Origin of the sequence: Bacillus sp. SD088 (genome assembly GCF_017355205.1) — a bacterium.
Taxonomy (GTDB): domain Bacteria; phylum Bacillota; class Bacilli; order Bacillales; family Bacillaceae_C; genus Lederbergia.
This window is the reverse complement of the sequence record NZ_JADIJK010000001.1, coordinates 60649-80393: the sequence shown is the minus strand read 5'-3', so window position 1 is coordinate 80393 and position 19745 is coordinate 60649. Positions and strand designations below refer to the sequence as shown.

Below are 19745 nucleotides of genomic sequence, written 5' to 3'. Positions count from 1 at the left end.
TCACCAGCTTTTTATGTAAGATGAATAGGATGATGGGAAATCCCGTTAGTGAGAATAAATTTTTATAATAAGTTTACAAAGTTGAACATAGCGATAGCAGAAGTACCGCACCATGAAATAAGGTGCACAGTAAAAATAAGCAAAATAAGTGGAAAACGTCCTAGGTGAATGAGCGGCTTCAGCCCACGATATTGCATAACCATAACCCAAATTTTAAAGATTGAGATGGTACCGAGTAAGAAAATGACATATGTATAGTTTGTGGAATATTGTCCGATTACCCCTAAAGAAAAAGGGGAAGAATACCAGGGCAAATCCATTCTAAGCGCTAATATGATATAAGAAATTTGTTCGAGTAATAAAATCGGCAACAGAATCGCTTGAATCATGACAAACTTTGAAAAAGTTTCGTGAGAAAATAGTGAAAAACAGAGAGCAGGTAAGGTTAAAAAGACTCCAGCAAACAATAGCCCAAGGATACAGCGACCTATGATAAAGAAGCCTCTAAGGCTTTCATATTCTGCTGGCGAGTGCTGCAATAATGCTGGGGACAGCGCTTGACTCCCAACTCCCAACCAGCCTGACAAAGAAAAGATAGCAGCACTTACCAATAAAAGAAAAGAAATGCGCAAACGCCATCTTTCAATGGTTTCCGCCTTAGCTAACTGGTAAAAGCTTTGATTTGGATAAAATAATCCTTTAAAAATGCTTAATTCATATATCAACAACATCACCTGCTTCAAAAGTCGACATCTTTATCATCCTTAAAGAATTCCTCTTTAAGTTGTTTCTTTCCTTCTAATTTTGTAAAAATGGGACTTTAGATGGAGGGGAGGAATAAGGAGCTGGTGGAGAAAAGCCTTAATCAATTAGTTAAGGCTTAACGGCACAACTATAGAGGCTAGTTTTTTTAACGTTGGGCAAGTTTTAGGACGTGTGGAAGAAAGTCACCTACAAGCCGCTGTGTTTTTTCGTCAGAATGAGAGAGGGAGACGAGAAACTTATGTAGGTTCTCATTTTTTTCAATCATATCCAGAATCTTATGGAGTTCTGAATCCTTTGTATGTTCTCGCAACATCATGGCGTTGTATTCTTTTCCTGTTTCTTCACCAAAAAGAATGCGCATCAAATGATCCTGCGGAATCGCGTAGGCACGCTGAAATTGTTGGAGTGTTTCAATAGAGATTTGGCGTTTCCCATGTTCATAATTAGAAAGGGCAGCCTGAGTCATATGAAGTCGCTTGATTGCTTCATCTTGACTGATTCCCAAAATTTCTTCTCGATATTTTTTAAGTTCTTGATGAAATACCATGCTACTTCCCCCATTTAGCTTTTTCGTTAAAGATACCGACAAAAAAGGAATGAAAAAGATTTTATAACAAAATAGAATGGGAAATGGTATAACAAATTATTTTTTTGATAAAAACAATCAATAAGGAAGTTAATATATAGGTATATTTAACTAAAAGTAGGTCTTTTTGACCTTGTGAGGGGGGAGATAAATTTGAGTATGAATATTGAAATTAGAAGGATAATGTCGCATGGGAAAATAGCAGGAAGAGGATATCAGTTGGTTTGCCATGGAAGCGTAACAAAGAATAGTAATATTATATTAAGCCCTGTCAATTACTTCTCAGAACCTTCATCTTTACAAAACTCCAAGAATTCTTTTCTAGATACCACTATACTTTTATCAGCAACCTTATTTGTTCACACAGCCCTTGATGTTACGGTCAAAAAAGAAGAAATGGAATGGAATATTCGAATGGTGATGGACCTAAACAATTGGTTATTTTACATAGAGGATCAAGGAGAGGGCACCTTTATACCCAATGATGTAAAAGTGCTACTTTTCTCTTCCTTTAGTATACAATTTCAACGAAAGGCTCTGACACTTGGGGTATTAGCCTCAAAGAAGCATATTATGAGTAAAAAACATTACTTCTCGTAAAATAAAAGTGATAAGATATTTGAAAGGGATTTCTTTCCTCTTTTGATGCGGAAACTGGTAAGGCTTCAACACGACTTAGCTTGACAAGATCTTTGGAAATTTAAACAGAACGTAACTGTTTAGACATAAAAATAGGGTACAATAGAGAGGCTGCAGAAAAAATGTCTGAATTGATTTTAGTACAAATGGCAAGTTTGGATATGGTTCAGTACACCGAACAGTGTAGGGGTTATTTGAATGAAGTAAACTTCTACCATATCCATACTTGGTTTATACGTGTATACTATCTAAGTATATCAATAAATTGTGATACAGGAGTTAACCATATTGGAAAAAGTGGACATCCTTGGAGTGGAATTTGACTATACTACCCAAAAGGAAATAATAAATATCTTACAAGATAAAATAAAGCGTCATAAAAAAGCCTTTGTTGTAACGGCAAATCCCGAGATTGTCATGTATGCCAATCAACATCCTCACTATATGCATACGTTGCAGTTTGCTAATCACATCATCGCAGATGGAATCGGCGTGATCTTAGGTTCAAAAATTGTTCGTCAGCCACTACCAGAAAGAATTGCAGGCTTTGACTTAATGGTAGAACTATTGTCAATTGCCAACGAGGAAGGGCTACGTGTCTTTTTTTTGGGGGCGAGAGAGCAAACTCTTGAACAAATGATTCCAAAGATCAAAAGGGATTATCCAAAATTGGTAATTGCAGGTTATCACCATGGATTTTTTAAGGGCCATGAGCATAAAGTGAAGCAGATGGTAAAAGAAGCAAATGCGGACCTTGTCTTCGTTGCCTTAGGTTACCCAAAACAAGAAGAATGGATTCAAAAAAATATAGATACCTTTGAAAAGGGAATTTTTATGGGAATTGGTGGTAGTTTTGATATTTTAGCAGGTACAGTGAAACGTGCTCCTGCGTTTTGGAGGAAACTAAATCTTGAATGGCTGCACCGGTTGCTTCAGCAACCAACACGGTGGAAAAGAATGCTTGCATTGCCTATTTTTGTGAAAAAAATGTTTCGCTATAGAAGAAAAAATTCACGATAATATGTAACCTTTTTATTTTTCGATCGTCATAGTATATAAGATTAGTTGAAAACGAGATTTAATTCGGCTATTATGTGATTAGGCAAAATTCGACCTTTTTTATAAGTAAGAAAGTATAAAAATTTTCTTAAAATTGCTTTAAGGCTGGGCAGTTGTTGTCCAGCTCCAGGCGCCATCGGCTCGAGGTCAAATAACCTGAGCCAATGAAAGGCAAAGAACGCCTTTCTTTGTCTCAGAACATTTGCTTGTCGCCGATAGGCGGGCGCCTTGCGCTTCTCTTAGTATAAAGGAGTATTTGTGGAGCATAGAAGCAGTTGTTAGGGGCTCTTATACAATCGTTCCTAATAATGGGAGAAATGTCATTAATCGATATGTCTAGTTATGATAAATTATGCAATAGTAAGGACAAGGGGGGTACAAATTGGATTTGCTGTATCTTTTTATATGCTTTGTTGCCTCAATTATTTTAACACCCATCATTAAAAAGCTTGCAATCAAATGGAATGTAACCGATAAACCGAATGAACGTAAGGTGCACGATAAAGCAATGCCATATCTTGGTGGGCTTGCCATTTATATCAGTTTCATGATTGGTCTTATCATCTCCCATGAAAACAGTCCTTATTTATGGCCGATTATAGTTGGAAGTGGCATTATCATCATAACAGGAATTTTAGACGATATTTTTGATCTTGCTCCACGCTATAAATTCATCGGGCAATTACTTGCAGCAGTTGTTGCCTTAGTCGGAGGATTTGATTTAGAATTCATTAATCTTCCATTTGGGGGGCAAGTGGAATTTGGTTATTTTTCCATCCCACTTACCATTCTCTGGATTGTTGGTATTACAAATGCGATTAATTTTATTGACGGATTAGACGGTCTTGCAGCTGGCGTTTCATCGATTGCTCTTATAACGTTAAGTATTATGTCGTTAATTCAAGGTGATTTTTTCGTTTTGACGATTGCGCTTGTGTTACTCGGTAGTACACTTGGGTTCTTACCTTATAACTTTTACCCAGCAAAAATTTTCATGGGAGACTCAGGAGCTTTATTTTTAGGCTATATGATTGCTGTCTTATCCCTACTTGGATTTAAGAATATTACTTTCTTGTCTTTCGTTATCCCGATTATTATTCTCGGCGTTCCGATTTCTGATACATTTTTTGCGATGATGCGCCGATTCATCCAACGAAAGCCATTATCTTCAGCAGATAAGCTCCATTTGCACCACCGTCTGCTAAGCTCTGGGTTTTCACATCGTCAAACCGTATTAATTATTTATGGTATTGCGATTATGTTTAGCCTAGTAGCCATTATCTTTTCCATGGCAACCGTTTGGGGCTCATTACTCATCATTGCCTTGCTATTACTGCTAATTGAACTATTCGCAGAACTCATTGGCCTTGCAGGAAAAGACTACAAACCAATCCTGAAGTTCATGCGACCTAGAGCAAATGCAAATGACAGTCGCTATAATGATCGACTATAGAAAAACAAGAGCAGTCGCCCAATTGCGATGCTCTTGTTTTTCTATTCTGCATTAACAAGCAGTAATACTTCCCACCTCAAGGTTCTAGGGAAGACGGAGAAGCAGGGATACTGCGATTGGTTCTTGGATTGCAGGAGGCAGGTCAGGAAGGCGTTACAACGTACAGAAGTACCTAAGTGCAGGGTGTCGTCTTTGAGCCTACAAACAGGTTGTTGCGATCTTAGTCTTGATCCTCTTCACAATCAGTCGGAATCAGAAATAGACTAAGTTCGCCGCTATGTCTACTCTAGCACATCCTTACGTCAAAAAACTTCACTGATTGAAGTTTCACTTTATGAATTTAAATTCGGCTGCCAGGCACCCGAAAGAGACTTAAAATCCCCCACTTATCATGCAAGTGGGGGATTGATTTTTGTCTATGTTAATCTTCTTCGTTAATAGCTGGTTCAGCGACATTATTTGTATGGTCCGTTGCTGGTTCTAGGCCTAGTTGTTGTTTTAAGCTAAGGGTGGTTTCAGCTAATGCTTCTTCATCAAGTTGCCAATAGTAGACGTTATTACCAGCACTATTAGGGATATAGCTGTCATAACCCTCAAGGGTCATTGTGTCTATGGATAAATTTCCAGTAATGCCGTAGTCGGCAAAAGCCTTAATTTCATCAAATGTCATATTCGTTTTCATATTGTTTCCAATGGCATCGATGATTTGGCCCATTTTCGGAATCGCTGCACCGGATGCTGCTTTCTTCGTCATGGCTTTAATGACTTCTTGTTGTCTTTTCCCACGTTCGATGTCATTATCCATATGTCTTGTTCTAGCAAAGGCTAAAGCTTCTTCACCATCAAGTGACTGCATGCCAGCTTCTAATGAGATCGCATTAGCACGATCTTTGGAATCCTGTTCAGAAAATGCGAATGGTACATCAATATCCACACCTCCAATGGCATCAATAATCTCCATGAAGGCTTCAAAGTCAACACGTACATAATAATCCACAGGGATATCTAAAAGGTTCTCAACGGTCTCGATTGTTGTCCTTGGACCACCAAAACTGTGAGCGTGGTTAATTTTTGTTGAATACCCAACCTCGTCAATATAAGCATACGTATCACGTGGAATGGATAAAAGGTTTACCGACTTTTGCTTTTCATTCAGTGTTGCCAGCAAAAGCGCGTCAGAACGCGTATTCTCACCTTGGCCACGTTTTTCGCTTTCATCAATCCCAATAAATAAAATCGATACATTATCAATTTTCGGATTCACTTTCTTCTCACGCAGCTGTGATTTTCCATCGCGATCATCTTGATAAGAATTTGCCATCATATCTTCTGCCTTCGTATATATATGGACACCATAGCTAATCGCACCAGATGCTACCAATAAAATCGGAAAAATTAAAAACCAGAAGATGCGTCTTTTACGCTTTTTTTTAGTTACCTTTTTTATATGTTGTCTTCCCATAAGGATTAGACCCCTTTATTTAAAATTTCTCTTACCTTTTAAAATGTGCTTATAAAAAATAAATATGCTACAAACTATAATACTATGAAAGTTTGATTAGGTAAAATACATTTTGATGACAAATCATGTAAAACGATGTAAAAAAGTAACTGGAGAGAGAAAGAATTGTGTTTTTGTTCATGAATCAAAAGAAAAAGTAGTCTGACTTTTGACTCCTTTTTCTTTTGATTATTCTTCTATAGATCTTGAATGTGAAGTCTGTTCGGAAGAAGTAAAGAGGGCTTGTACTAATTGTTCACTCGAATTCCCTTGCGAATACTCATTCCAGTTTTGTGCAAACTCATCAATTTGTTGTAAATGAAAGTCCTGATTTTGAATGCTTTCAATGAGTTCATCTGTTGTTTGGACAATGGGACCTGGAACAAGACTTTCATAATTTTCCCAAAAACCACGGGCACGACTATAGGCTTCTAAATCGTAGGCGAAGAAAAACATCGGTCTTTGTAACAGGGAAAATTCAAATGGAATGGAAGAATAATCCGAGATTAATAGATCCGTGACCATTAATAAATGATTGACATCAGGGTAATGAGAGACATTATAGATAAAATCGGGATAATGATTTGTCCAATCCGCTTGTATAGCGGGATGTAGTCGCAAAAATAATACATAATCTTTATGGAAAGCTTGATACATTTTTTCAAGATCAAGAGCTAACTGAGAAATATGCATTTGATCATCACGAAAAGTAGGTGCATATAGCATGACTTGTTTTTTTCGAATAACGGGGTAATGATAAGCCAAATCTGATTCAACAATTTGCTGAGTCAATTCATCATAAAAGAAATCTGTTCTTGGAATCCCTGTTTTTAAAATTCGCTCCGCAGGAATCCCGAAGCTCTGTTGGAAAATCTCACTCATTTTCTCACTACCTACAACCACATGAGTATGTTGATGATAGACTTTTTGAAAGCGAGCTTGAGCTCGAGGTGTTCGATAATAAATAGAGGGATCCTTTAATCCAAATTTCTTCACTGCTCCAGCTGCGTGCCATAATTGAACACAAGCCACTTCTTTTCGAAAGGGAGCAGCCGCTAAAAACCCAAAATAGTTATCGACAAAAATATGAGACGATGTCGCAAGGTGAAAAACGGAACGTAGCCAATGAATAGGGGAGGTAGGCTCGAAATTCAAGATAATCCAATCAGGATAACCTGCGAAATCTAGCTTACAAGAACTTGTCTTCAATATAATAATCGGTACGTCAGGCTTGGCTTTTTCCAACGCATCTGCCGTATATAAAACATTATCTCCAAATGACGCCACAAAGGTTGATTGCTTTTTTAAAGGGTACAATCTAAAAAGAGAGAAGACAATCTGAAAAAACCATAAATATAAAGTAATTGCCAGCTCTCTACCCATTATTCTTTCTATTCAAATCCTCTTTTATTTTGGTTGTGGAGATGCCAACTGTTCTTGGCAAATATACCACTTCGCAATATTCCTTTAAAAAATCAAACTTCCCCCGCCAATCATCCCCCATAACAAACACGTCGACATCATGCTTCTTCACATCATCTATTTTCTGATCCCAAGAATTCTCTGGTATCACCTCATCTACATAACGTACAGCCTCCAAAATGGCCTTACGCTGTTCATACGAATAATACGCTTTTTTTCCTTTAACCGCATTAAACTCATCCGTTGAAATGGCTACAATCAAATACTCCCCATACTCTTTTGCCCGACGCAAAATATTAATATGTCCAGTATGGAGAAGATCGAATGTTCCATAGGTTATTGCTTTCTTCAATTTGGGAACCTCCCGACACAGTATATGGAATATTATATCCATATTGAACAGAATCATCAAAGGTTTATGTAAATCTTATGGGGAAAAATGGATAAAATGCGTTTAATTCGACAAACCTTATTGAATAAAAACAAATTCATTGGATATATTAATTTTGCAGAAAAAAACAGACATAGCGCACAACAGGCATGTCTGTTAGAAAAGCTAATCTCAGTCTCAAATCCGTTTTCGATTATTTATTATTTATTGGCTGAAGCTGCATTCAAATCCTCTTTGATTTTCGTCGTAGAAATACCAACCGTTCTAGGTAAATAAATGACTTCACAATGCTCTTTCAAAAAATCAAATTTACCAGTCCAGTCGTCTCCCATCACGAATACATCTATATCATGGTTCAGTACATCCGTGGTCTTCTGTTCCCAAGTATGTTCAGGAATCACCTCATCCACATACCGAATCGCCTCAAGAATCAATTTTCTTTGCTCAAATGTATAATATGCTTTTTTATTTTTAATCGTATTAAACTCGTCTGATGAAATTGCCACGATCAAATAATCTCCATATTCCTTTGCCCGTCGTAAAATATTAATATGACCAGTATGAAGAAGATCGAAAGTGCCATATGTGATGACTTTTTTCAATTTGAGAACCTCCGTAAGAAATAGCATAATGTCACTAAAAATTCTTGTTAAAGTGTAATATCATAACTAATTTAAGCAAAGTAAGTGAACCTCTAATTATTGCATAATTGCTTAAGTGATGATAATAATACAAATAACAGCTAAATTCGTCAAAGATTTAGATGGCATTTTTTCAGTTGAATACTAAAAGAATGGGTTTCTAAAAGAAAATGTAATATTTGTAATCAAAAAATCCATTCGTATTGCCTATTTCATTTGGCCGTTGCTGATTTTTATTGTTTTTCGCTATTATTGTATCAAACGCTACTCCAATTTGGTAGCTTTTTTCGGTCGATGAAAGTTTAAAAGGGTGTTTTCTTTTAATAGCCTGCTCGATAAATGATATTGTTGTTCGTTCGCATAAACTGATCGTTTACTTTGAAAAGAAGAAGTCAGCTGAGCTTATGGAAATAAGGAGGAAGCGGTATAGTGTCGTCATTTTTAAGTGAAATTTTACGCAGTCAATTTATGCTGTTCTTATATAAAATTGTGTTTAAGCTTATTGGGCAATTCCCACCCAAAAAAAAGCTTATTATTTTTGAAAGTTTTCATGGAAAACAATACAGTGATAATCCAAGAGCGATATATGAATATATGCTAGAGCATCATATTGAATATGAAATGTACTGGAGTATAGACAAGAGATACATGGAACAATTTCGAAAAAGACATAACATAAGATGTCTACAACGCTTCTCGTTTCAGTGGTTAATGAAAATGGCTAGAGCTCGGTATTGGATCGTAAATAGTAGACTACCATTGTGGATCCCAAAGCCAAGGGAGACGATTTATGTTCAAACATGGCATGGAACTCCTTTAAAAAGGTTAGGTGCGGATATAGAAGAGGTACATATGCCGGGAACAAATACAGAGAAATATAAACAAAATTTCACTTATGAGGCAACCAAATGGGATTATTTACTATCGCCAAACGAATATTCAACAAAAATATTTACGAGTGCTTTTAATTATAAGAAAGCAATTGTTGAATCAGGATATCCCAGAAATGACTTTTTAATAAATCATAACGATGAAAAAAACATTCTAGGAATAAAAAAAAGAGAAGGCATCCCAGTTAATAAAAAAGTGATTTTATATGCTCCTACATGGAGGGATGATCAATTTTATACAAAAGGAAAATATAAATTTAATCTTCATTTAGATCTAGAAAAAATGAAGAATGATTTGGGAGAACAATATATCTTAATCCTTAGATTACATTATCTCGTTTCTGAAAGTCTCGACTTATCGGGGATGGAGGATTTTGTTATTAATTTATCTAATCATGAGGATATAAGGGAGCTTTATGTTATTTCAGATATGCTGGTGACAGACTATTCATCTGTTTTTTTTGATTATGCCAATCTTAAACGTCCTATGTTATTTTATGTTTATGATTTAGAAGATTATAGGGATAAATTAAGAGGATTCTACTTTGACTTTGAGAATCAAGCTCCAGGACCTCTTGTTAAAAATACAAATGATTTAATTGAAGAAATTAAACTTATAGAAGAAAATGGTTATACCCCACCAAGAACTACAATCGAATTCAATGAGAGATTTTGTTCCTTAGAAGATGGTCAGGCAAGTAAAAGAGTAATAAATGAAATTATATTGAACAGTTAAAAAAAAGCGCAAGGCGCCCGCCTATCGGCGACAAGCAAATGTTCTGAGCCAAAGAAAGGCGTTTTTTGCCTTTCATTGGCTCAGGTTATTTGACCTCGAGCCGATGGCGCCTGGAGCTGGACATCATCTGCCCAACCTTAAAGCAATCTTAAGCAAAATCATTTAATGATCCTCCACTTTAGAATATCTGCGAATCAGAAGTATAAAGTGGTGGAAATGATCAAAAGATAAATGTAATAAAGAATTCGTGATTAATTTTGATGGAAACGAAAAATGGAGTGTTTATTAAATGGAAATTTATGATTCCACATTTGAAGTTGTTGAAAGCCATCCTGAATCAATAGAGTTGTACTCAAAAATAGATAATAAAATCATTTCTATTGATATCCTTTCCCTTCATTTAAATGTACCACAGCAGATAGCAACATTAGAGATTAACGATAAGGAGATTCTTAAGTATGCTCCTAATGAAAATGTTATTTTTCTTTTATATTCGTATGACAACGTGGTCTATTGTATTTTAGAAGAAGAAGAAATCTCTACAACCGTAAAAAATGAAAATTATTTTAACTTCGATATAGAAAACTTTTATCCATCCACACGAGTATACCAACTAGGTTCAGCGCGAATAGGTATGGTGGATCAAAACGGGGAAACTCTCTTTAAAATTGATGACTTTCTGACAAATAACAGAAATCAGCTTCAATTTCAATATGACATGGGATTTACAACAACGGAATTTAGGTACACTGTTGTATCTATTATAAATTATGATAAATACAATATTGTGATTACCTATGACTTGTTCCGTAAAGAGTTTATTGTAGATAGAATTTTTTTGAAAGTTGTCAAACCTCATGAAGATATAAACATAAAGTTGCTAAGTAAAAACACAGTTCAAATAAGTAGTGATAATGCTTCAAAAGAAGTGAAATTTACCTCTCTTCCTAGGGGAAAAAGATACAAACTCCTTAACCATAATCAGGTGAAAAATGGAAGCAAAGAAAACATATTGTCCATTCTTAGTATTAATAAGACTCGCTATTATATCTTCAGTAGTCACAGAGGGATTTATATAGTAAAAGGTGATCCATATAAGGTTACGGGAAATCAAACAAACTTAAAGGTGATTCTGACTAAAAGAAATTTATACGTTTTCGGGCGTATGACACACTATGCTTATCACGCGCATGGTCAATATGAATATTTATATTTACAGAATGCAGATCAAAAAATCGGGAAGTTTTTTAGACCATTCAAGTCGATTAAATATTTGCAAAGGTTCGGTCTATTCAAAGTACCAATAAAATCTTTAATGGTAGATGGTCGAATTCATAATAATCTATTGGTAGGCGACGAAAAGATCCCAATTCATAATTTAAGAAGGAGAAAAAGAGATAGAAAAGCGACCACACTGTCTTTTAAAAAGCAAGATGATCAATTAATGGTATTAAGAACCAATTTAGGTGGGAATTTAACCGCAACCGTTGTCCCGTTCAGTGAAGAGTATCACCTTATCAATCGAATTAAGATTAAAATGGCTCATGTTGCATCGAAGTTGTTTCCACCGAAAGAAAAAAACGTAAATCTTTATTTTGAAAAGAAAAGTGAAAAAGCGGATGAATCGGGATTTCGTGTATTTGAAGAAGTAATGAAGAAAAAACCAACGGCATCTGAAAACTTTTTTATTATTAACGCTCATTCCCATCGATACGCTGAACTAAAAGAAATGTATGGAGCAAATATCATTGCCAAATATAGCTTTAGGCATTATTTGAATATATTTCGAGCAAAATATTTTATTTCGAGTGAGCTTTCTAATCATTTGTTAAATGATCGCTTATATATTGATGAAATTAGAAGCAAAATAATGTCTGTTCCCCTTATCTTTTTACAGCATGGTATTATGTTTGCAAAGCCTGTAGATAACCCGATGGCTTTCGGATTTCACAAAGATAAGAATTTGTATAATATGTATAAATCAGTGATAAGTTCTGAATTAGAGGCGAATGAATTTTACAAAATGGGATATAGTGATCAGGATTTAATTTTAACGGGCTTAGCAACCTTAGATTTTGCAAAGCTTGATGGAAATGCTAATAAAATTGCCTATATGCCAACATATAGATATTGGGAGGAGTCATTAATATATAACAATGAAATAAAGAAAACAACGTATTACAAATCGATAATGAAGGTAGTAGGAGCATTTAAAAAAGCGCAATTGCTTGATCGATTGATCATTGTCCCTCACAATAAGTTTTCGCAATTCATTTATGAGAACATTCCGGAATATAAGGATATAATTGAAAGCAATCCTTCTGAAGCTTTAAAAAAAGCACAAGTTTTTATTACTGATTATTCTTCTGCTATCTATGATGCGATTTTTAGAGGAGCTTATCCGGTCTTTTATTGGGAGGAAAAGGATTATTTAATTACAAACTATAAGGCAATCCCTCCTGTCAATGAAGAAAATGCCCCGGGGCCAATTGCGAATACGACCGAAGAATTAGTCGGGTATGTAAAGAATGCTATAGCCCGCAATTATGTTTTAGAAGAAGAGTATCAAGAAAAGTATTTAAGAATTAATAAGTTTGATGATCGGAAAAATACGGAAAGAATTGTGCAGTATTTAATAGAAGAAAATATAATCTAGATGAGTGGTAAAAGGAAATGATGATCCGGTATTGCTTGTGTGATAGGATCATTATTTGTGACAGTTAGACGATTACAAAGATAGAAGAGAAGGTAATGTCTAAAAGGTAAAAACTCGGGAGCGTTGATATAACAGCGTTCCTGGGTTTTTCTTTTTGTGGAAGAAGCAACTTTTGTGCCAACTCTTCACTTCAATTCATTTGAATAGATTTTTCTTTATTGTCAATGGCTGGCTCGCGGAACATCTGTTGATAAATTTAGAAAAGAAGTGTATATTTACTATGAGTTTATGACATTTTTCAACAATAATTATTAAGTTCATATAAACATATACAAAAGGAGATATTATAGTGATTTATGCAGAAATCCTAGCAGGTGGAAATGGTTCAAGAATGGGTAATGTGAATATGCCAAAACAGTTTTTGCCTCTAAATAATCGTCCTATTATTATTCATACCATTGAAAAATTTTTATTAAATGATCGTTTTGATAAAATCATCATCGTATCAAGGAAAGATTGGGTTAACCATACTAAAGATATTATCAAGAAGTTTATCGGTGATGTGGAGAGAATAGAGGTTGTGGCAGGCGGCCAAGATAGAAATGAATCAATTATGAGTGGTATCCAATATATAGATGAACACTTTGGAGTCTATGAAGAGGATATCATCGTTACCCATGATTCAGTGCGTCCATTTTTAACGCATAGAATCATAGAAGAAAATATTAATGCAGCCCTAGAGTATTCCGCAGTAGACACAGTGATTGAGGCAATTGACACCATCATCCGTTCAGAAGATAGAGAAATCATAACTGAAATTCCTGTTCGAGATACCATGTTCCAGGGTCAGACTCCTCAAAGTTTCAACATTAAGAAGTTAGTGGAGCAGTATCAGTCACTTGATGAAGATGAAAAGAATATTCTGACGGATGCGTGTAAAATATTCGCCTTAAAAGGTGAAAAAGTAAAGTTGGTGAGGGGAGAGGTATTTAATATCAAGGTAACAACCCCTTATGATCTAAAAGTGGCGAATGCGATTATACAGGAGCGGATTTCAAAATGATCAATCAAGTATATAGATTAGTCTCTGCGCGTCAATTTGAAGTTACCTATAAAGATAGATCGTTGCAATCAGATCATGTAGTGGTACGCCCTGAATATCTTTCTATTTGTGCGGCAGACCAACGCTATTATACAGGAACAAGAGGAAAAGAGGCGATGAAAGCAAAATTGCCGATGGCCTTAATTCATGAGGGGATCGGTAAAGTTGTTTATGATCGTTCGGGTAAGTTTAAAATTGGTACAAGGGTTGTGATGATCCCTAACGTGCCAAGCGAATTTGATGAGTATTGTGCGGAGAATTATCTACGGTCCAGCAAATTTAGGTCTAGTGGATATGATGGGTTTATGCAGGATTATGTTTTTCTGACGTATGATCGCTTAGTCGAACTACCAGAAGATATAAATCCTCAGGTGGCAGCCTTTACTGAGTTAATTACAATTGCAACACATTCCATTACTCGGTTTGAAGCAAAAGCACATGGTCGAAAAGATGTGCTAGGTGTTTGGGGAGACGGAAATCTTGGATATATCACTTCATTATTATTAAAGAAGAAATATCCAGAAAGCAAAGTTATAATATTTGGTAAAAATCAATATAAACTAGATCACTTTTCTTTTATTGATGAAGCCTATCAAATAGATGATATCCCTGAGTCCCTATCAATTGATCACGCTTTTGAAGCTGTGGGTGGAAGAGGTAGCGAATCAGCTATCAATCAGATTATTGATCATATTTATCCAGAGGGAGCAATATCCATTATGGGAGTTTCAGAGTATCCTGTGCAAATGAACACCCGAATGATTTTAGAGAAAGGGATTACTTTGATCGGAAGTAGTCGAAGTGGACGGGCTGATTTTGTTCATACTGTTGAATGCATGAAAGAGTATCCTGATATTGTGGATTATTTGGCGACGCTTATTGGTACTGTTCAATCGGTTACTACGATTAATGATATTATCCAATCCTTTGAAAATGATTTAACGGTATCTTGGGGAAAAACAGTATTGGCATGGAAAATTTAGTTTTTATAGTAATTAAGGAAAGCAGGCATACATGTGAAATTAAAATTCCTACCTACAATTATAGTGAAATACTTTCTACGTAGTATTTTTTCTGTGGTAGCTTTTCTATTTCCAATTAATGAGAAAAAGGTTACATTTGCTTCCTATCGTTCGCAAGCATTGGAAGGAAATTTAGAATACGTATACCGCGAAATGGTTAACCAATACCCAGATTATCAGTACCATTTTCTTATAAAAAAGTTCAAGAGTTCTATATGGGGGAAGATTGAATACATTCTTCACATGGTGAATTCTATTCATGCGCTTGCTACTTCTAAGTATTTTATTATTGATGACTATTATTTTCCCATATACGTTATTAAACCAAGGAAAGGAACCGAAATTATTCAATTATGGCATGCAGTAGGTGCTTTTAAAAAGTTTGGGTTAAGTACAGTTAATAAATCTTATGGACCGAGCAAAGACTATTTACGTCATGTGAAAGTTCATTCCAATTACTCAAAGGTATATGTAAGTGGTAAAAATGTTGTCCCATATTATGCGGAAGCCTTTGGGATGGAAGAAAGTAAAATTTACCCAGTTGGGGTCCCGCGTACGGATTTTTTCTTTGACTTTAATAAAATAAAAGAATCAATTGAAAAGTTTTATCTTGAATTCCCAGAAGTGATTAATAAAAAAGTACTTTTATACGCTCCTACTTTTAGAGGGAAGAGCCATGAACCTACAAACATTCCCTGTCCAATCGATATTGGAGTATTACGGGAAATGCTAGGAAATGAATATATTTTAATGATCCATCTTCATCCTTATATGAAAAAAAATTCATGGATTAAAGAAGAGGATCAAAATTTTGTTTTTTTGATTGAGGAAAATTATACCATTGAGGAATTAATGGCTGTTGCAGACATCCTCATAACTGACTATTCTTCTATTATTTTTGACTATAGCCTACTTGAAAGACCCATTTTATTTTATGCGAATGATCTTCAAGAATATCTCCAAGAACGCGATTTTTATTTTGATTATCGAAATTTTATTCCTGGACCATTTTTTGATGAAACACAGTCTCTAGGTGATTGGATTCTAAATGAAAAGTATGACCTTGCAGGCATTATAAGTTTCAAAAAAGGCTTTTTCGATTACTTGGATGGTATGAGTGCTAGACGGATTGTAAGTCATATTCATGGAGAAGATATTAAGGAAATTGAACACAGAAGCCAAGAAAAGTCCCATGAATTTATTCGGTCTTGAAGCAGCCACTTACTATCATCAAAAAAGCTGGATTATCTAGAAATTCTACATGATTGGAATAAGACTGGAAAACTTCTTACATTCAACCAAATGCTCGCTAATAATTGGTAGGACAAGAATTAGGCTATATAGCATTCCCCTATCAACTGATAAATAGAGGTGATTTTTTATTGTTTATCTCATCAATTGATAATAAACAAGTAGAAGTTAAACATAATAAAAAAGTAAAGAGTGATATTACAAAGCTTAGTTTTTATGGGCCATATCTTGATATTGAGGGGTATGCGACGATAGACGGATTAGCTACGTATGAAGAAGATCGAATTAGAAAAACACTACTGATTATTCCGAAGATAGACTTTGAACAATATCGAATTGATCATAGAAAATGTGAGGAAGAAGACGGGACATGCGAAGAAATGACCGATGATGAAATACTCGAAAAGGAAATGTATCAAGTTTCATTAACAAATTGCAAATTAAGAGATATTTCAATTGATACGGATAAGCATACAGATCTGGAACAGTTGAGCGGTTTTAAAAGTAGTGTAGATTTATCGGCCATTCATCAAGATAAACCGATAGAAGCTGGCGAATATGACGTATATATCAAATTGGAACAAATGCCTATCGATCAAGATGATATAAAATACGAAAAGGTCATTCCCCTTTCAAGCGCGAAGAAATTGATAGGAGATAAACTGATTACAACAAAGCTTCATTTTTTTTCAGCGAAAAAAGTGCTGAAATATAATCTGTTAATTATTTTAGATAAGCATACGAAAACGATACGCTTTAAGAATTCATTACTGCAATCCTATGATCCGAGAGAACTTGATGAAAATAGTAAAGTACATGAAAATAAGTATGTCACATCGATAAAACGCCGATTTTTTAAACTACTGTACATCCTTTTTTGTTTATTACCAATTAATAAAAATAAAGTTGTTTTTGCTTCTGATAGCCGTTCGGCACTAAATGGTAATTTCTTTTTTGTCTATGAAGAATTGTATAAAAGAAATTTGAAACTTAATATTAAGTTTCTGTTTAATGAACGTATTAATAACAGGAAGTCTATTATAGATTTAATCCGAATTGCTTTTCATTTTGCGACATCTAAAATTATCTTGCTAGACGACTTTTATCCCATGATCTATCCGTTAAATATCCGGAAAAATGCTGATTTAATTCAAGTTTGGCATGCTGCTGGAGCATTCAAAACGTTTGGATTCAGTAGACTAGGTAGACCTGGAGGACCATCACCCCGATCAAGAAATCATAGAAATTATACGAAGGTTGCTGTTAGTAGTGAAGGAGTTAGGAAAAATTACGCAGAAGGCTTCGGAGTTACGGTGGACAAGGTTTATGCTACTGGGGTAGCAAGATCTGATGTTTTCTTTGATGAAGAATACAAAAGTTATGTTGTTAAAACCTTACATCAAAAATATCCTTTTATGCAAAACAAGAAAGTTATTTTGTTTGCCCCGACTTTCCGGGGGCATGGACAGTCGTCAGCACACTATCCTTTTGAAGTGCTTCATTTAAAAAGGTTATATGAAGAATTACATGATGAATATGTATTCCTCTTTAAAATACATCCTTTTGTACAAAATAAATTGGATATACCTTATGAATTTGCGGACTTCTTTTACGATGTTAGTGACTACAGAGAGATCAATGATTTATTATTAGTAACTGATTTACTGATTACGGATTATTCCTCTGTCTGTTTTGAATATGCGCTGTTAAATAAACCAATGTTGTTTTTTGCTTATGACGTTGAAAAATATATCCAAGACCGTGATTTCTATTATAACTATTTTGATTTTATTCCGGGTCCGTTAGTAAAGACAACGGAAGAGATGCTCCAAACAATACGCACCGGTAATTACCAAATGGAAAAAATCCAGCCATTTGTACAATATTTCTTTGGGGATACATTAGGGCAAGCGTCGAAAAATGTTGTCGATGAGTTAATTATCCCAAGTTTAGAGAACAATATGAAAGACGAGAGAGAAACAAAGGTTGATCTTACACCGCCAACTTCAAGAATTGAGTTGTTCGAACGGTCCATTGCGGAGCAAGATCAGCAGCGGGACTAGAGCAACATTGATTCTTGTGTAAGTCTCGTTAATTCTAGAAAATTAATGGAGATTTCAATTCAATTAATTGGGCATGTTAGGAATGAAGAGTTTGATATTGAAAAGGTTAAACCTTTTAGCGATTATTCCTTGACTATCAAGATAGAAAGGACTGTATATCAACTCATATTAAATAACGATGAATAATTATTAAAAATCCCCTTTATAATAGATAATTTTAAACCTATTATAAAGGACTTTTTATATGGGTATAAATATACTAATGTCTATCTCAAGAGGCATAAATTACAAAGATTACAATTGTTCTGTTTGCACACTTGACTGTTGAATTATCCTTTTCATTTCCTGTATCATGATGGAAATGCCAACAATATGATAAATACAAAGGATTGTGAAAATCTCATGAAAAAAGTAATGGTAGTTTTTGGAACAAGACCTGAAGCGATAAAAATGTGTCCTCTGGTCAAAGAATTGAAAACACGAGAAAGTTTAGAAACGATTGTCTGTGTGACTGGTCAGCATAGAGAAATGTTAGCTCAAGTGTTAGATGCTTTCCAGACGACACCAGATTATGATCTTTCTATTATGAAATCTAAACAATCTTTATTTGATGTAACAATTAATATTTTAGATAAAATGAAAAGTGTTTTGGAAGAAGTAAAACCAGATGTCGTATTAGTTCATGGTGATACTTCAACAACGTTTGTCACGTCATTAGCATGCTTCTATTTACAAATTCCAGTAGGCCACGTAGAAGCGGGGCTTAGAACGTATAATATTTACTCTCCATATCCAGAGGAATTCAACCGCCAGGCTGTTGGGATTGTAGCAAAGTATAATTTTGCCCCAACCGAAATGTCTAAAGAGAACTTAATGAAAGAAGGCAAAGATCCTGCATCGATTTATATTACAGGGAATACAGCTATCGATGCACTGAAGACAACAGTAAACGAAGAGTATTCACATGAACAATTAGATTGGGTAGGGGATAATAAACTCATTATGATCACAGCCCATAGACGTGAAAACTTGGGTGAACCAATGAAAAACATGTTTAGGGCAATTAAGAGGATTGTTGATGAACATCCTAATATCAAAGCGATTTATCCGATCCATATGAATCCAGTTGTAAGAGAAGCAGCAAATGAAATTTTAGGAAACTGTGATCGGATTCGGATTATTGAACCATTGGAAGTCATTGATTTTCATAATTTCCTCTCAAGATCTTATATGATCCTCACAGATAGTGGTGGCATTCAAGAAGAAGCTCCAAGCTTAGGAAAACCCGTACTGGTAATGAGGGATACAACAGAAAGACCTGAAGGAATAGCAGCAGGAACATTGAAGCTAGTTGGAACTGAAGAAAAAGTTATCTACCAAACCTTTAAGCTTTTGTTAGAAAATCAAGCTGAGTATGAGAAGATGAGTCAGGCGAGTAATCCATATGGGGACGGATTAGCAAGTAAGCGAATTGCAGATGTGTTGGAAGAATCATCCGAGTGACTTTAGAAGAACTTTTTTAGGAAAAGTGATTATATCCAGATAGACTGCCCTGATCAATCAATTAG

Annotated in this window: 15 protein-coding genes and 1 pseudogene; 10 read left to right on the top strand and 6 right to left on the bottom strand. The window is 35.1% G+C overall.

What is annotated here, in order from left to right; all coding sequences use genetic code 11:
* Nucleotides 1-62: 62 nt before the first annotated feature.
* Together IPU53_RS00320 and IPU53_RS00315 are read right to left on the bottom strand one after the other, a co-directional pair.
* Entirely contained in the window at nt 63-743 is a 681-nt protein-coding gene (locus IPU53_RS00320) for a hypothetical protein (protein ID WP_207446226.1), read from the bottom strand.
* A gap of 167 nt (nt 744-910) precedes the next feature.
* A complete protein-coding gene (locus IPU53_RS00315; protein WP_207446224.1) occupies nt 911-1312 on the bottom strand; it encodes a helix-turn-helix domain-containing protein in 402 nt (133 codons plus the stop codon).
* A gap of 192 nt (nt 1313-1504) precedes the next feature.
* On the opposite strand from IPU53_RS00315, the gene IPU53_RS00310 reads away from it, so the two are divergent.
* The 3 genes from IPU53_RS00310 (at nt 1505) to IPU53_RS00300 (ending at nt 4502) form a co-directional block, all read left to right on the top strand.
* Nucleotides 1505-1951 carry a hypothetical protein gene (locus IPU53_RS00310; RefSeq protein ID WP_207446221.1) on the top strand — a complete coding sequence of 149 codons (447 nt, stop codon included), beginning with the start codon at nt 1505-1507 and terminating at the stop codon, nt 1949-1951.
* 336 nt (nt 1952-2287) lie between these two features.
* Nucleotides 2288-3010 (top strand): WecB/TagA/CpsF family glycosyltransferase, encoded by a 723-nt coding sequence (locus IPU53_RS00305; RefSeq protein ID WP_313886427.1) that lies wholly within the window; start codon nt 2288-2290, stop codon nt 3008-3010.
* 421 nt (nt 3011-3431) lie between these two features.
* The gene (locus tag IPU53_RS00300; protein ID WP_207446219.1) at nt 3432-4502 is read left to right on the top strand and encodes a glycosyltransferase family 4 protein; all 1071 of its coding nucleotides are present in this window, start codon (nt 3432-3434) and stop codon (nt 4500-4502) included.
* A gap of 421 nt (nt 4503-4923) precedes the next feature.
* On the opposite strand, the gene IPU53_RS00295 is transcribed toward IPU53_RS00300, so the two are convergent.
* The 4 genes from IPU53_RS00295 to tagD (IPU53_RS00280) form a co-directional block, all read right to left on the bottom strand.
* Nucleotides 4924-5964: an LCP family protein gene (locus IPU53_RS00295; protein ID WP_207446217.1), complete on the bottom strand. Its 1041-nt coding sequence runs from the start codon at nt 5962-5964 to the stop codon at nt 4924-4926.
* 228 nt (nt 5965-6192) lie between these two features.
* Nucleotides 6193-7386, bottom strand: a complete 1194-nt coding sequence (locus tag IPU53_RS00290; RefSeq protein ID WP_207446215.1) for a CDP-glycerol glycerophosphotransferase family protein — start codon at nt 7384-7386, stop codon at nt 6193-6195.
* Complete coding sequence (tagD, locus tag IPU53_RS00285) at nt 7379-7777, bottom strand: glycerol-3-phosphate cytidylyltransferase (RefSeq protein WP_207446207.1); 399 nt, start codon at nt 7775-7777, stop codon at nt 7379-7381. Before tagD (IPU53_RS00285) ends, IPU53_RS00290 begins: the two co-directional genes overlap by 8 nt.
* A 239-nt stretch (nt 7778-8016) precedes the next feature.
* Nucleotides 8017-8418 carry a glycerol-3-phosphate cytidylyltransferase gene (tagD, locus tag IPU53_RS00280; protein WP_207446205.1) on the bottom strand — a complete coding sequence of 134 codons (402 nt, stop codon included), beginning with the start codon at nt 8416-8418 and terminating at the stop codon, nt 8017-8019.
* A gap of 492 nt (nt 8419-8910) precedes the next feature.
* Between tagD (IPU53_RS00280) and IPU53_RS00275 the strand changes: the two are divergent.
* From IPU53_RS00275 to wecB, 7 genes and pseudogenes are all read left to right on the top strand, one after another.
* Nucleotides 8911-10083 (top strand): annotated as a pseudogene (locus tag IPU53_RS00275) (CDP-glycerol glycerophosphotransferase family protein); the annotation flags it as partial.
* A 289-nt stretch (nt 10084-10372) separates the two neighbouring features.
* Entirely contained in the window at nt 10373-12739 is a 2367-nt protein-coding gene (locus IPU53_RS00270) for a CDP-glycerol glycerophosphotransferase family protein (RefSeq protein ID WP_207446203.1), read from the top strand.
* Between the two features lie 349 nt (nt 12740-13088).
* Nucleotides 13089-13802, top strand: coding sequence for an IspD/TarI family cytidylyltransferase (locus IPU53_RS00265; RefSeq protein ID WP_207446201.1), 714 nt, complete (start codon nt 13089-13091; stop codon nt 13800-13802).
* The gene (locus IPU53_RS00260; protein WP_207446199.1) at nt 13799-14824 is read left to right on the top strand and encodes a ribitol-5-phosphate dehydrogenase; all 1026 of its coding nucleotides are present in this window, start codon (nt 13799-13801) and stop codon (nt 14822-14824) included. The genes IPU53_RS00265 and IPU53_RS00260 overlap by 4 nt, the downstream gene beginning before the upstream one ends.
* A 33-nt stretch (nt 14825-14857) precedes the next feature.
* On the top strand, nt 14858-16075 hold the full coding sequence (locus tag IPU53_RS00255; protein WP_207446197.1) for a CDP-glycerol glycerophosphotransferase family protein: 1218 nt from the start codon (nt 14858-14860) through the stop codon (nt 16073-16075).
* Nucleotides 16076-16245: 170 nt separating this feature from the next.
* Complete coding sequence (locus IPU53_RS00250) at nt 16246-18177, top strand: CDP-glycerol glycerophosphotransferase family protein (RefSeq protein ID WP_242697963.1); 1932 nt, start codon at nt 16246-16248, stop codon at nt 18175-18177.
* A 402-nt stretch (nt 18178-18579) separates the two neighbouring features.
* The gene (gene wecB / locus IPU53_RS00245) at nt 18580-19680 is read left to right on the top strand and encodes a non-hydrolyzing UDP-N-acetylglucosamine 2-epimerase (RefSeq protein WP_207446194.1); all 1101 of its coding nucleotides are present in this window, start codon (nt 18580-18582) and stop codon (nt 19678-19680) included.
* Nucleotides 19681-19745: the final 65 nt, after the last annotated feature.

Bases quoted from the DNA above. Each gene is read 5' to 3' on its own strand.
- wecB (WP_207446194.1), top strand. From the start codon at position 18,580: ATGAAAAAAGTAATGGTAGTTTTTGGAACAAGACCTGAAGCGATAAAA.
- IPU53_RS00270 (WP_207446203.1), top strand. From the start codon at position 10,373: ATGGAAATTTATGATTCCACATTTGAAGTTGTTGAAAGCCATCCTGAA.
- IPU53_RS00290 (WP_207446215.1), bottom strand. From the start codon at position 7,386: ATGGGTAGAGAGCTGGCAATTACTTTATATTTATGGTTTTTTCAGATT.
- IPU53_RS00315 (WP_207446224.1), bottom strand. From the start codon at position 1,312: ATGGTATTTCATCAAGAACTTAAAAAATATCGAGAAGAAATTTTGGGA.
- IPU53_RS00295 (WP_207446217.1), bottom strand. From the start codon at position 5,964: ATGGGAAGACAACATATAAAAAAGGTAACTAAAAAAAAGCGTAAAAGA.
- IPU53_RS00260 (WP_207446199.1), top strand. From the start codon at position 13,799: ATGATCAATCAAGTATATAGATTAGTCTCTGCGCGTCAATTTGAAGTT.